Origin of the sequence: Polynucleobacter sp. MWH-HuK1 (assembly GCF_018881815.1) — a bacterium.
Lineage (GTDB): Bacteria > Pseudomonadota > Gammaproteobacteria > Burkholderiales > Burkholderiaceae > Polynucleobacter.
The window spans coordinates 1192708-1206785 of record NZ_JACVPP010000001.1 but is presented as its reverse complement, the minus strand read 5'-3'; the positions used below and the strand labels follow the sequence as shown (position 1 = coordinate 1206785).

Annotated in this window: 11 protein-coding genes; 5 read left to right on the top strand and 6 right to left on the bottom strand. The window is 47.0% G+C overall.

Features of this window, described 5'->3' with window-relative positions; translation table 11 throughout:
- Window positions 1-9 precede the first annotated feature (9 nt).
- From serS to ICE93_RS06225, 3 genes are read right to left on the bottom strand one after another with little or no spacing between them, the layout of a single operon-like run.
- On the bottom strand, window positions 10-1320 hold the full coding sequence (serS, locus tag ICE93_RS06235) for a serine--tRNA ligase (protein ID WP_216186589.1): 1311 nt from the start codon (window positions 1318-1320) through the stop codon (window positions 10-12).
- Window positions 1321-1372: 52 nt separating this feature from the next.
- Entirely contained in the window at window positions 1373-2053 is a 681-nt protein-coding gene (locus ICE93_RS06230) for an outer membrane lipoprotein carrier protein LolA (RefSeq protein WP_216186587.1), read from the bottom strand.
- A gap of 10 nt (window positions 2054-2063) precedes the next feature.
- A complete protein-coding gene (locus ICE93_RS06225; RefSeq protein ID WP_216186585.1) occupies window positions 2064-4376 on the bottom strand; it encodes a DNA translocase FtsK in 2313 nt (770 codons plus the stop codon).
- A 39-nt stretch (window positions 4377-4415) separates the two neighbouring features.
- On the opposite strand from ICE93_RS06225, the gene trxB reads away from it, so the two are divergent.
- Entirely contained in the window at window positions 4416-5372 is a 957-nt protein-coding gene (gene trxB / locus ICE93_RS06220) for a thioredoxin-disulfide reductase (protein ID WP_216186583.1), read from the top strand.
- A gap of 76 nt (window positions 5373-5448) precedes the next feature.
- On the opposite strand, the gene ICE93_RS06215 is transcribed toward trxB, so the two are convergent.
- Entirely contained in the window at window positions 5449-7509 is a 2061-nt protein-coding gene (locus tag ICE93_RS06215) for a sodium-translocating pyrophosphatase (protein WP_216186581.1), read from the bottom strand.
- Between the two features lie 183 nt (window positions 7510-7692).
- Here ICE93_RS06215 and ppa point away from each other — a divergent pair, with 183 nt between their 5' ends.
- The 3 genes from ppa (at window position 7693) to glnK (ending at window position 10294) form a co-directional block, all read left to right on the top strand.
- Window positions 7693-8229, top strand: a complete 537-nt coding sequence (gene ppa, locus ICE93_RS06210) for an inorganic diphosphatase (protein ID WP_216186578.1) — start codon at window positions 7693-7695, stop codon at window positions 8227-8229.
- 34 nt (window positions 8230-8263) lie between these two features.
- A complete protein-coding gene (locus ICE93_RS06205; RefSeq protein WP_216186576.1) occupies window positions 8264-9883 on the top strand; it encodes an NAD+ synthase in 1620 nt (539 codons plus the stop codon).
- A 72-nt stretch (window positions 9884-9955) separates the two neighbouring features.
- Entirely contained in the window at window positions 9956-10294 is a 339-nt protein-coding gene (gene glnK, locus ICE93_RS06200; RefSeq protein WP_215359446.1) for a P-II family nitrogen regulator, read from the top strand.
- A 59-nt stretch (window positions 10295-10353) separates the two neighbouring features.
- Here glnK and ICE93_RS06195 read toward each other — a convergent pair whose 3' ends face one another.
- Together ICE93_RS06195 and ICE93_RS06190 are read right to left on the bottom strand one after the other, a co-directional pair.
- Entirely contained in the window at window positions 10354-11403 is a 1050-nt protein-coding gene (locus ICE93_RS06195; protein WP_216186574.1) for a RodZ family helix-turn-helix domain-containing protein, read from the bottom strand.
- Window positions 11404-11481: 78 nt separating this feature from the next.
- Window positions 11482-12111: a response regulator transcription factor gene (locus ICE93_RS06190; protein WP_216186573.1), complete on the bottom strand. Its 630-nt coding sequence runs from the start codon at window positions 12109-12111 to the stop codon at window positions 11482-11484.
- A 221-nt stretch (window positions 12112-12332) separates the two neighbouring features.
- Here ICE93_RS06190 and ilvD point away from each other — a divergent pair, with 221 nt between their 5' ends.
- The gene (gene ilvD / locus ICE93_RS06185; RefSeq protein WP_216186571.1) at window positions 12333-14024 is read left to right on the top strand and encodes a dihydroxy-acid dehydratase; all 1692 of its coding nucleotides are present in this window, start codon (window positions 12333-12335) and stop codon (window positions 14022-14024) included.
- Window positions 14025-14078: the final 54 nt, after the last annotated feature.

Sequence of the window (14078 nt, the reverse complement as noted above, 5' to 3'; positions counted from 1 at the left end):
ACTGAAACATTACATTGGTTTGAGTACTTCTAAGCCACCCAAATAAGGCTGCAGTGCTTTGGGAATAGCAATGCTGCCATCGACTTGTTGTTTGTTTTCCAGCAAGGCAACCAATGCCCTACCTACAGCTAAGCCCGAGCCGTTTAAAGTGTGGACCAATTCTGGCTTACCTTGACCAGCTTTAAATCTAGCCTGCATACGTCTGGCTTGGAAATCACCCATGCTGGAGCATGAGCTAATTTCTCTATAAGCATTTTGTGAAGGCACCCAAACTTCCAAGTCATAAGTCTTGGTGCTACCAAAGCCCATATCGCCCGTGCAGAGCAATACTTTTCTGTATGGCAATTCAAGTAATTCCAAAATACGCTCAGCATGGCCAGTGAGATCTTCCAAGGCCTGCATTGAATCCTCTGGCTTAGTAATTTGCACTAACTCTACTTTGTCAAACTGATGTTGACGAATCATGCCGCGCACATCACGACCATAGCTACCGGCTTCCGAGCGAAAGCACGGTGTGTGAGCTACAAACTTCATAGGCAAGTTATCAGCATTCACGATTTCATCGCGAATGAGATTGGTTACAGGCACTTCGGCAGTTGGGATGAGATAGAAGTTTTCTGTTTTAGCTTCGCCATTGCCGTCTTCACCACCCATTTGACGCGGGACTTTGAACAGATCCTCTTCAAACTTTGGTAATTGACCCGTGCCACGCATAGAAGCAGCGTTCACCATATAGGGTGCGTACACCTCCTGGTAATCATGCTTTGTAGTATGTGTATCGATCATGAACTGTGCCAAGGCACGGTGCAATCTAGCAATAGGCCCTTTAAGTACTACAAAGCGTGAACCACTGATCTTAGCTGCCACTTCAAAGTCAAGCCCTAAAGGACCACCAAGATCTACGTGATCTTTAATCTCAAAATCAAAAATCGGTTGCTCACCCCATCGCTTTACTTCTTTGTTTTCGGTTTCGTCTTTACCAGCAGGAACAGATTCATCGGGAAGATTTGGGATACCCATTAAGAAATCAGCAATCTCTGCCTGGAGCGAGCCCAACCTAACCGCACCAGACTCCATATCGGTATTGACTTGTGCAACTTCAGTCATTTCAGTAGAGGCATCCTCGCCCTTACCTTTTTTCATACCAATCGCTTTAGACAATTGATTGCGTTTGGCTTGCAATTCTTCGGTACGGGTTTGCAACGATTTACGTTCGGACTCTAATGCGTTGAATTTCTCAACATCCAACTGGAACTTGCGAGTTGCTAAGCGTGCAGCAACTGCGGCGATATCTTTACGGAGTAATTGCGGATCAATCATATGTTGCTCTGGTTTGGTTTGTTCTGTTTTAGTACTTAGTGAATATGTAGCTCTAGTTTAAGCGCAAGACTTCCGCTCCTGCAGGCGGAGTAAAGGTAAAGCGATTGGCAGGCAAATTAACATTAAGCTGGATCTTATCCAGAGTAACCAGAACGACGCTTCCTAGGCCATCTGTTAATTCAAGCACTTTTGGTAGGCCGTTAGCCATGCCAATAGAGATTTTTGTATACGGAAGATCATTTTTGTTCTTCGCATTAGGATCTTTTTTAGGACTTAGGTAGACCCACTTCATTCCCAAGCGCTCTTCACCTTCAACTAAGTCAAAGTGCTGGTCCAATGAAGTTTCGCCAAACAGAATGGCTGCCGGTGTAGAAGCCAAGGCTTGTCCTGCCGGACGAAAAGTTGCTTGATTTAAATCTTTATCCCACAAAATTAATTGTTTGCCATCAGCAATCAACTTCTGTTCATAAGGCTTTTGTGTTTCCCAAATAAATCGGCCTGGGCGCTGAAATACAAAATGTCCTTGCGTTTGACGCAGCACTTTCAGGCCCTTGTCTTGTGGCTCATTGGCCTTTGGTGCGCGCAACTGCTGCTGCACAAAATCACCTTCAGCAGTTTTAGAGTTACGCACAAATTGACGTAATTGCTCAGCACCACTCTCAGCTTGGGAGTGGGCCGCATTAGAAAATAGAATTGCTACTCCAAGGAGCGCTGCAGATATCAATCTTTGCAAAATGACTGCCTTATTCAGATGGGCGATGCAAAATCTCGCGATTGCCACCGTTACCCATCTTCGATACGAGGCCTGCTTTCTCCATATCCTCAAGGAGACGTGCGGCACGGTTGTAACCGATACGCAGATGACGTTGCACTAATGAGATCGATGGACGCTTGTTCTCAAGAACAATGGCAACGGCTTGATCGTAGAGTGGGTCAGCTTCACCACCGCTCTCGCCAGTCAATGCATCGACATTGGATTCATCCGCGCCTTCGAGGACGCCATCAATATAGTTAGCTTCACCCTTCTCTTTGAGCCACTCAACCACACGATGCACTTCATCATCAGATACAAAGGCGCCGTGCACGCGCACAGGTAAGCCGGTACCTGGAGCCATGTAGAGCATATCACCCATACCGAGCAATGCTTCCGCGCCCTGCTGATCCAAAATCGTGCGGCTATCAATCTTCGAGCTCACCTGGAATGAGATGCGCGTTGGTACGTTGGCTTTAATCAAGCCAGTAATCACATCGACGCTTGGACGTTGTGTTGCCAAAACCAAATGGATGCCAGCAGCACGCGCCTTTTGTGCAATACGTGCAATCAACTCTTCAATCTTCTTGCCGGAGACCATCATCAAGTCAGCCAACTCGTCGATGACGATGACGATCACTGGTGCTTTATAGATTGGCTCAGGATCATCCGGGGTCAGACTAAATGGATTGGTGAGCTTCTCACCTTTTTCTTCTGCTTCAGCAATCTTTTTATTAAAGCCAGCTAAGTTACGCACACCAAACTTACTCATCAGTTTATAGCGGCGCTCCATCTCATTTACGGCCCAGTTCAGGGCGTTATAAGCCTGCTTCATATCCGTTACTACTGGGCAAAGCAAATGTGGGATCTTGTCGTAGATTGCCATTTCTAGCATCTTTGGATCGATCATGATCAACCGCACTTCATCAGGCTTAGCCTTAAAGAGTAATGACAAGATCATGGCGTTGATACCAACAGACTTACCAGCACCTGTAGTACCCGCAACCAAGCAGTGCGGCATCTTCGCTAAGTCAGCCACCATTGGACTACCAGAAATATCTTTACCTAAAGCTAGAGTCAGCAATGAGTGGTTGTCGTTGTATACCTGTGATGTCAGAATCTCTGACAGATAAACAGATTGACGTGTTGGGTTTGGTAATTCCAAAGCCATGCATGTCTTACCAGGAATCGTCTCTACTACACGCATGCTGACTACGCCTAATGAGCGAGCCAAGTCACGTGAAAGATTCACAATTTGACTACCCTTCACACCAACCGCTGGATCAATCTCGTAGCGCGTTACCACTGGACCTGGATATGCGGCGATGACGGTTACTTGAACATTAAATTCAGCTAACTTGCGCTCGATCAAACGAGATGTAAATTCCAACACTTCAGCAGAAATCGTTTCTTTTGCTTCGGGCACTGGATCAAGCAATGCGAGTGGTGGCAACTCAGAGTCCGGAATATCCACAAACAAAGGTTGCTGTTTCTCACGCTCAACCCGAGCACTCTTTGGAATCTCTACAGGCGCACGCACAATTTGCACTGGCGCAGCAACTTCAACTCGGCCGCGGAATTCTTCTACAAACTCTTCGCGCTCTTCAGCAGCAGCTTCACCCAGCTTGCGATCTTCTTCGCTATCGCGACGTTGTCGAATACGGTGGAAAGATACTTCCAAGAAACGTCCTACTTTTTCTGCGACATCCAACCAGGAAAAATGCATAAACAGAGAGAGACCAGCACATAGACCGAATAACAAAACAAGGGTGGCGCCAGTAAATCCAAGGGACATTTGCAATGGGTCGCCAATCAGCTCTCCCAAAATGCCGCCAGGGGGTCTAGGGAGCTCCCAGGACAGCGAATGCATACGAATAGACTCAAGGCCCATGCTGCACGCTAAAGTCAGGCCAAAGCCCATCCAGCGCATTAATAAGGAGTCTGGCTTTGCCTCTGGATCTGGTGGGAGTGGAATGCTCCAAAGCTCACGCCAGCCATTAAGGACGCGGCGACCAAACAAGGCTACCCACCAAAAGGCAGAAACACCAAATACATACAGCATTAAATCTGCTAAATAAGCCCCAAAACGACCCCCCAGGTTCTTGGGAGCCTCAAAACTGGCATGGGACCAAGCTGGATCAGCCTTGGAATAGGTCAGCAATATGGCAAATAAGCCCAGGCAAAGGCCTAGGGAGATGAACCAGCGGACCTCTAATAGGAGGCGGGGCATCCTGCCCTGCCCGCCGTTCTCTGGGGGCTCGGGGCTCAATGGAGCCTTGGACTTCGGATATGTGGTTCTTGCCATGTTCTACCGATTGTAATCAAGCAAATCTATAATTTGAATATGACTACAAATACCCCAAAACACTCCAAAGTTCTCATCCTCGGATCTGGCCCTGCTGGTTACACAGCTGCTGTCTACGCTGCCCGAGCCAATTTGAACCCCACCCTCATTACTGGGCTAGCGCAAGGCGGTCAATTAATGACCACGACCGATGTTGAAAACTGGCCTGCGGATGCGGATGGCGTTCAAGGCCCTGAGCTCATGGATCGCTTTTTAAAGCATGCTGAACGTTTCAATACTGAAATCATTTTTGATCACATCCATACTGCAGCATTAAAAGAGAAGCCGATTCGTTTGGTTGGCGATTCTGGAACTTACACCTGTGATGCCTTAATTATTTGTACCGGTGCTTCTGCTCAATACATCGGCTTACCAAGTGAAGAAGCATTTATGGGTCGCGGTGTTTCTGGTTGCGCTACTTGCGATGGTTTCTTTTACCGCAATCAAGATGTTTGCGTAGTGGGTGGTGGCAACACTGCTGTTGAAGAAGCGCTCTACCTCACAGGTATTGCGAATAAAGTAACCGTGATTCACCGTCGCGATAAATTCCGTGCCGAGCCAATCTTGAACGATCGCCTAATGGCGAAAGTGGCCGAAGGCAAAGTAGAGCTCAAATTGAACGCTACTCTCGATGAAGTGCTTGGCGATGAAAAAGGCGTTACTGGTGTCCGCATTAAGAAACAAGACGGCAGCACCGAAGATATCGCTGTGACTGGCGCCTTTATTGCGATTGGCCACAAGCCAAACACCGAACTCTTTGTTGGTCAGCTCGATATGAACAATGGTTACCTCAAGACCCGCTCAGGACTGGAAGGCAACGCCACTGCCACCAATATCGCTGGTGTGTTTGCTGCAGGCGATGTGCAAGATCACATCTACCGTCAAGCGATTACTAGCGCTGGTACAGGTTGTATGGCTGCATTAGATGCGCAGCGTTACCTAGAAACCTTGGAATAATATTTTCAGCTACGTAAGCTTTGAATGAAAAACGCCTAGCAATGCTAGGCGTTTTTGTTTGTTGCACCTTGAGTACTTAACGTGAGATCACTGGCAGTAATGGCACGATAAGCAATGCCACGATGTTGATGATCTTAATCAGTGGGTTTACTGCAGGACCTGCAGTATCTTTGTAAGGGTCGCCTACAGTATCGCCAGTTACTGCAGCTTTATGCGCTTCAGAACCTTTGCCACCAAAGTTACCCTCTTCGATGTATTTCTTTGCATTGTCCCAAGCACCACCACCAGTACACATCGAGATCGCCACAAACAAGCCAGTCACGATCGTACCCATGAGTAAGCCACCCAATGCAGCAGGTCCTAGCAAGAGACCAACTACGATTGGCGCAACCACTGGCAAGAGTGAAGGAATGATCATCTCTTTAATCGCTGCTGAGGTAAGCATATCCACTGCTTTGCCGTATTCTGGCTTAGCTGTACCCTCCATGATTCCAGGAATGTCGCGGAACTGACGACGCACTTCTTCAACCACCGCACCAGCGCAACGACCAACTGCTTCCATGGCCATGGCGCCAAACAAGTAAGGAATCATGCCGCCGATAAAGAGACCAATGATCACCATATGGTTCGAAAGGTCGAATGACACTTGTTGACCAATACCCTCTAAAGCATGGGTGTAGTCAGCAAACAGCACGAGTGATGCCAAACCAGCAGATCCAATCGCATAACCTTTGGTAACTGCTTTAGTAGTGTTACCAACCGCATCTAATGGGTCGGTAATATCGCGTACCGATTGTGGCAAACCTGCCATCTCTGCAATACCGCCAGCGTTATCAGTGATTGGACCGTAAGCATCAAGTGCAACCACAATACCGGCCATCGATAACATAGCGGTTGCTGCAATTGCAATGCCGTACAAGCCAGCCAGCCAATATGCTGCGAAAATTGCAGCACATACAAACAGTACTGGATAAGCAGTCGACTTCATCGAAATACCAAGGCCAGCAATAATGTTTGTACCGTGACCCTTAGTAGAAGCTTCAGCAATATGCTGTACTGGCTTGAACTGCGTGCCGGTGTAGTACTCAGTAATCCATACCAAGCCTGCTGTTAGTAAGAGACCTACTACTGTTGAGCCAAACAAACGCCATTGACTACCAGGAATGCCCAAAGCGTCGTCCGGCATGACGTAGTTGGTGACGAAGTAGAAAGCGATCAATGACAAACCACCGGCAATGATGAGACCTTTATATAAAGCGGGCATCACATTCTTCATGCCAGGCGTAGCTTTTACAAACGAGCAACCGATGATGGAGGCAATGATTGAAACGCCACCGAGTACTAATGGATAAATGATCGCTGCTACTGGTGCCCCAGTCACCATGAGCGAACCCAACACCATGGTTGCAATCAAAGTCACTGCATACGTTTCAAATAAATCAGCGGCCATACCGGCACAGTCGCCAACGTTATCGCCAACGTTGTCAGCAATCACCGCAGGATTGCGTGGATCATCTTCAGGAATACCCGCTTCCACTTTTCCTACCAAGTCAGCACCAACGTCTGCGCCCTTAGTAAAGATGCCACCACCTAAACGGGCGAAAATTGAAATCAGCGAAGAGCCAAATGCCAAACCAATTAGTGGGTGCAATACAGAAGAGAGGTCTTGTCCTGCGCCAATAGAGACAAGGAACATGAAGAACAAGCCAACACCCAAGAGGCCGAGGCCCACTACCAACATGCCGGTAATGGCACCACCTTTAAACGCCACATTGAGTGCTTCATTCATTCCCTTAGTAGCTGCTTCTGCAGTACGAACGTTTGCACGCACTGAGACATTCATACCAATAAAACCGCAAGCACCGGAAAGCACGGCGCCGATAACAAAACCAATGGCAGTCGCAAAATCGAGGAAGAGCGCCATCAAAATGGTCAGGATTACCCCAACTACGGCGATCGTCTTATATTGGCGTGCCAAATAGGCTGCCGCACCCTGCTGAATCGCCTCCGCAATTTCTTGCATCTTGGCATTGCCCGTACTTTGCTTCAAAATCCAGCCGCGCATCACAAAACCGTAAACCACGGCCAGGACACCGCACGCCAAGGCAAAATACAAGCCTAAAGTGACATTACTCATGCTTGAACTCCCTAAAGTTAATCATTTGTTAATCTTTATTGATTTGCATAACCTGCACTTAGGTAGACCCGGTTCCCGAAAGCTTTAAACTATGGTCTTTAAGTAGTACCAGTATGTAACAGAATCACCCCTGCGCCCCCTCTATAGGATCAGGGTATTTACTAATCACTATTCGGAGTATTTATGAGTCTCGACAACGTCAAGCCAGGTAAAAAGATCCCTGAGAGCTTCAACGTCATTATTGAAATCCCAATGAATGCGGATCCAATCAAGTATGAAGTAGATAAAGAGAGTGGCGCTATTTTCGTTGACCGTTTTATGGGTACTGCAATGCACTATCCATGTAACTATGGCTACATCAATAAAACAATTGCTGGTGATGGCGACCCTGTTGACGTTCTCGTGATTACTCCATTTCCATTGATCCCAGGTGTGGTTGTTAGCTGCCGCGCAATTGGTGTTTTACAAATGGAAGATGAAGGCGGTCAAGACGCAAAGCTGTTAGCTGTTCCAGAAGACAAAATTTTGCCTATCTACACTCACTGGCAAAAACCAGAGGACATCAATCCTTTGCGCTTAAACCAAATTCAACACTTCTTCGAGCACTATAAAGATCTTGAAAAAGGCAAATGGGTAAAAGTGAAGGGTTGGGGTGGCGTTGCAGAAGCTCACCAGGAAATCCTGGAAGGTATCGAGCGCTACAACAAAGAGAACAAGTAATTTTTTAAATTATTAAAAGGCTTTGTGAATCGGAGTGAGTGCACAAAAAATTGCTTTAGCCCAGATCAACCCATTACTGGGTGATTTGGCTGGCAACGCGCAACTGATTCACAAGTCCGCTCTAGAGGCCTATTCCCAAGGCGCCAAACTCGTAGTAACCCCTGAGCTCTCGCTCACTGGCTATCCCCCAGAAGACCTATTGCTCCGCCCAGCTTTTATTGCAGCAGCGCAAGAGCAACTTGAACTCTTAATGAAAGAGCTCGCTCAGTATTCTGATCTGACTGTTATCGTCGGACACCCTAAAAAGACAGCAGCAGGCTTGCAAAACTACGCTTCCGTTTTACAAAACGGCAAAGTCATTGCAGCCTATGCAAAACAGGAATTGCCTAACCATGAAGTCTTCGACGAAGTACGTTACTTCGTTCCCGGTAATCAAGCTTGTGTATTTGAATGCGAAGGCATTTGTTACGGATTAATTCTGTGTGAAGATGCCTGGCATGCTGGCCCCGCTAAACAAGCACATGCCGCTGGCGCACAAGTGCTGCTTGTGCCAAACGCATCACCCTATCACTTGAAAAAAGAAGCACTACGCATTGATGTACTGCGTGACCATATTGCTCAAACCAAAATGCCGCTGGTCTATGTCAATGCCGTTGGTGGCCAAGATGAATTGGTTTTTGATGGCGGATCATTTGCGTTAAATAGCAAAGGTGAGGTTGTAATGGCCATGCCTCAGTTTGAAACGGGTTTAGGCATTGTTACAGCCTCCTCATCCGGCGAACTGGAAAAAGGCTCAATTACCCCACCCCAGTCTGTTGAAGCGCAGGCCTATCAAGCATTGGTCTTAGGTGTACGTGACTATGTCACCAAAAATCGCTTCCCTGGCGTGATCATTGGGCTATCTGGCGGCGTGGACTCAGCATTGGTTCTTGCAATTGCTGTAGACGCTCTAGGCGCTGACAAGGTACGTGCAGTCATGATGGCTTCCCGCTATACGGCAGACATCTCCTGGATCGATGCACGGGAGATGGCACAGAACCTAGGTGTGCAATATGATGAGATTCCGATCAGCGGACCAGTTGATGCTTTAGAGGCTTCTCTAGCCGAACAATTTAAAGGCTTAAAGGTCGATGCCACTGAAGAGAACATTCAGGCACGTGTACGCGGCACCCTACTCATGGCTCTATCCAATAAAACCGGTCGCCTGGTTTTAACTACCGGTAACAAAAGTGAAATGGCTGTTGGCTACTGCACTCTCTACGGAGATATGGCCGGCGGCTTTGCAGTGATTAAAGATATTGCCAAGACTTTGGTGTATCGCTTGTGCGCTTATCGCAATAGCATTAAGCCGATCATTCCAGAACGTATTTTGACTCGCGCCCCTTCAGCAGAATTGCGCCCCGACCAAAAAGATCAAGACAGCCTGCCTTCATATGAAGTGTTAGACGGTATTGTTGAGCGCTACATGGAGCAAAACCAATCGATCGCCCAGATTATTGCCGCAGGCTTTGATGCGGAGAGCGTAGAAAAAGTTACTCGCCTCATTAAGCTCAATGAATATAAGCGCCGTCAGGCGCCCCCAGGGGTTCGTGTCACAACCCGTGCTTTTGGGCGGGATTGGCGCTATCCAATCACATCACAATTTAGAGCCTAGACGTCCAGAAAATAGGCATTTTTTGGCAAGCCATTGAAGTTCTAGGTATGATTACTGCATTAGGGGGAATAAATGAAATTAATTACATCCATCATTAAGCCGTTCAAGCTCGACGAAGTCCGTGAATCTTTGGCTGAAGTAGGCGTTACAGGCCTGACAGTAACTGAGGTTAAGGGTTTTGGCCGTCAGAAAGGTCATACTGAACTCTATCGTGGCGCTGAATATGTAGTCGACTTTCTGCCGAAGGTAAAAGTAGAAGCTGTAGTTGCTGATGACCGCGTAGACGCTGCTATCGAAGCCATTACTAAAGCCGCTCGTACTGGCAAAATTGGTGACGGCAAGATTTTCGTTACTGCAGTTGAACAAGTAATTCGCATTCGTACCGGTGAAACCGATAACGCAGCAGTTTAACGATCGCTTTAATGCTTTACTCAAAACAGCGGCTTAATTAGCCGCTGTTTTTATTTGGATTAACGTAATTGAGAATCTGTGGAAGTTGCTGGAACGACAGACTGAACAATCTCAGCTGGCTCCAAAATAATGGTCTTGCTGCTCGTATTGCCAGTGCGCACCTTTGCACCTTGGTAATACAAATCTATTTGATTCAAGCCGCCCGTTAAGACCTTGAATGGTGGCTTGCCATAGACGCTAGCCCCAACTCCAGGCTCAAGCATTTTGTTTTGAGTTTTACCGGCAGCATCTACCACACAAACCGTTTGCGCTGTCTTGGATTGCAAATACACCATGTCACCCGCCTTTTTAGGTGCGTCTGGTTTGTAATTGAGAGCCGAAGCATCGGCAAGTGGGCACTCAGCTGTAACGACTGCAGCAACAGACTGAGTAGACGGAGCAGGAGCAGGAACAGCAGCTGCAGGTTGGGCGGCTGGCGCTTGCTCAGCAGGCACGCTTGCTGGCGGCGTCTCTGGTGCAACTTCTTGAACAAGAACCACCTCTTCTTTGACTGACTCAGGGAAGAAGAGCGGACGTAAGTTGACCAAGGAAAAAATTACGGCTGCAGCAATTGCTAACAACAGAATGATTTTCTTTTTTGGATCTACGGATGCTTTTGACTTCACGCTGTAATCAACAACGCTTGGCGTTATTTTTTTCGCATCATTCTTTTCGGTTTTAGACTCTGCAGCTTTGGCTAGCGGAGTGGCATCTTTCTCTTCTATAGATTCTTTTGACTTTTCAGGCTTTGCATTTTTTTCTACTGCAGAGGCTTTTGTCTCCTCCTGCAATTTTTCTTCCACTTCAACTGGTTTAATGGGTTGCGCTACTCCAGAAAAATCAAATGCTTCTTCTGGGGTGAGTTTTAATAAACCAGCAACTTTTTTTGCTGCCGTGAATTTAATTTGAGCACCATAAAAACTACTACTCTCACCATTCTCAATCTGCTCAATTTGACGAGCAGATAGGCAAGCCATTCCAGATAAATCCTTCGTGCTTAGACCAAGGCTTTCTCTAGCCTTAGTAAAAGCTTCTTTACGAATCTCTGGAAGTTTTTCTGATTTATTCACTACGCGGCAACTACCTTATATGGAAGTAACAAGATTGATACTAATACCAAAATGGTGCAAGGGTAATTAGCTGCCAAGCTAATTATTTAAAGGGTGGTTTTCAAGATTGGACTCGAGATATTTCTTCACTAAAACCTGAACTGAATCGGCATGCATTTTATCCATCACTCTTGCCTTGTGAACCTTAATCGTGGCATCGGTTGTTCCTAGTTTTACCGCAATATCCTTGTTTAAAAGGCCCTTTACAAGCCATCCACACACTTCACGCTCTCTCGGGGTCAGGCTTTCATAATCCTTTTTAGCCTCAACATCTAAAGAAACGCGCTTAAGCTGGCGACTGTCAAAGTCAATTGCTTCTGCAACCGCTTTTAAAAGCTCTTCAAGGTTAAATGGCTTAAATAAGAAATCGACCGCCCCCTTCTTGAGTCCCTGAACAATTTGATGGGGGTGGCTTTGGCCGCTAACAAAGATGATAGGGGTCTTGCGTCCGAACTTGAGAAGCCTGTCCTGCAAATCTAAGCCTGTCATATCAGGCATCTGCATATCTAGCAGAATGACTGCTGGGGATACAGGCACAGACTTCTCTAGAAACTGGGTTGCAGAGGCATAGTCTTCAACTAAGTAGCCAAGTTCCCGCAGCATTCTGGAGAGAGAAATGCGCATGGATTCATCATCATCAATTAAGTATATGTGGCCGACTTTAGTCATTGAATTCAAAGGAAAAAGTAATAGTTGAGCTAATGTACTGCAGTGCTTTTCAGTAAGCTATTAGCTATCAAGCTAATATTTAGGCCTAAATCAATGATTTCATTGACATATTTATACTGCATTGCAACAATTTGGGAACGTGCCACCCCCGGCAGGACCCTCAAATCGATCTCACGGCACAATAGAGCCTTTCGACACAAACCTTTTCTGGAGTAATAAGCATGAAACGCCTTAATGAACGCTCGCGCATGGTCACCGAAGGGGTTGCTCGCGCACCTAATCGTTCGATGTATTACGCAATGGGTTACGAAGAAAAGGATTTCGTAAAGCCTATGGTTGGCGTTGCGAATGGGCATTCCACCATTACTCCTTGCAATAGTGGCTTGCAAAAATTAGCTGATGCTGCGGTTGAAGCTCTCGAAGCAGCAGGTGCAAAAGCACAATTGTTTGGTACGCCAACAGTTTCTGATGGTATCGGTATGGGTACTGAGGGTATGAAATACTCCCTCGTCTCACGCGAAGTCATTGCCGACAGTATTGAAGTTTGTGTCAATGGCCTTTGGCAAGACGGTGTAGTTGTGATTGGTGGTTGCGATAAAAATATGCCAGGTGGCATGATGGCTTTAGCTCGCACCAACGTTCCTGGTATTTATGTTTATGGCGGCACTATTAAGCCAGGCCATTACAAAGGCAAAGAGCTCAATATTGTTTCTGCATTTGAAGCAGTTGGCGAATTTACCTCTGGCCGACTCAGTGAGGAAGATTTAAAAGGCGTTGAGCAGCACGCTTGTCCGGGCAGCGGCTCCTGTGGTGGCATGTATACAGCGAACACCATGAGTTCTTCATTTGAAGCACTGGGCATGAGCCTTCCCTACTCTTCTACGATGGCTAACGTTGATGCTGAAAAGGTTGCCAGCGCAGCTGAATCAGCGCGTGTTTTAGTTGAAGCAGTCAAAAATAACCTGCGTCCACGCGACATCATCACTAAAAAGTCTATTGAGAACGCTGTAAGTGTCATCATGGCTGTTGGTGGCTCTACCAATGCGGTATTGCATTTCTTGGCCATTACTAGCGCTGCTGAAATCGACTGGACCATTGATGACTTCGAACGCATTCGTAAGCGCGTTCCAGTAATCGTGGATATGAAACCATCTGGCACTTACTTAGCTACTGATTTGCATCAAGCCGGTGGTATTCCACAAGTGATGAAGATTTTGCTCGATGGAGGATTGCTTCACGGCGATTGCATGACAATCACTGGTAAAACCATTGCTGAAACATTGAAAGATGTGCCATCAGTCCCTCGCGCTGATCAGAAAGTCATTCGCACCTTAGATAATCCTTTGTATAAACAAGGTCACTTGGCAATTCTCAAAGGAAATATCTCTCCCGAGGGTTGCGTTGCTAAGATTACCGGATTGAAGAACCCGTCCATCACTGGTCCAGCACGCGTCTTTGATTCCGAAGATGATGCTATGGCAGCCATCATGGCGCAGAAGATCAAAGATGGTGACGTGGTTGTCATTCGTTACGAAGGCCCTAAAGGCGGTCCCGGTATGCGTGAAATGCTCGCCCCCACATCTGCCCTCGTTGGCCAAGGTTTAGGCGAGTCTGTAGGTCTTATTACCGATGGCCGTTTCTCTGGTGGCACATGGGGCATGGTAGTTGGCCACGTAGCTCCTGAAGCTTATGTGGGCGGCACGATTGCCCTCATCAATGAAGGTGACTCAGTAACAATCGATGCTCACAAATTGCTGATTCAACTTAATGTAGATGAAGCCGAGATTGCAAAGCGTCGCGCAGCCTGGAAACAGCCTAAGCCACGTTATACCCGCGGCTTATTGGCTAAATATGCAAGTTTGGCGAGCAGCGCTAGCAAAGGTGCGGTGACGGACTTGGATTTAAAAATCTAAGTTGCTACACCAAAGAAAAAGCCCCTAAGTAAAACTAGGGGCTTTTTTATTACC

Excerpts from the sequence above, each read along its gene's own strand:
- serS (WP_216186589.1), bottom strand. The coding sequence starts at position 1,320 with ATGATTGATCCGCAATTACTCCGTAAAGATATCGCCGCAGTTGCTGCA.
- ICE93_RS06225 (WP_216186585.1), bottom strand. The coding sequence starts at position 4,376 with ATGGCAAGAACCACATATCCGAAGTCCAAGGCTCCATTGAGCCCCGAG.
- trxB (WP_216186583.1), top strand. The coding sequence starts at position 4,416 with ATGACTACAAATACCCCAAAACACTCCAAAGTTCTCATCCTCGGATCT.
- ICE93_RS06215 (WP_216186581.1), bottom strand. The coding sequence starts at position 7,509 with ATGAGTAATGTCACTTTAGGCTTGTATTTTGCCTTGGCGTGCGGTGTC.
- ppa (WP_216186578.1), top strand. The coding sequence starts at position 7,693 with ATGAGTCTCGACAACGTCAAGCCAGGTAAAAAGATCCCTGAGAGCTTC.
- glnK (WP_215359446.1), top strand. The coding sequence starts at position 9,956 with ATGAAATTAATTACATCCATCATTAAGCCGTTCAAGCTCGACGAAGTC.
- ICE93_RS06190 (WP_216186573.1), bottom strand. The coding sequence starts at position 12,111 with ATGACTAAAGTCGGCCACATATACTTAATTGATGATGATGAATCCATG.
- ilvD (WP_216186571.1), top strand. The coding sequence starts at position 12,333 with ATGAAACGCCTTAATGAACGCTCGCGCATGGTCACCGAAGGGGTTGCT.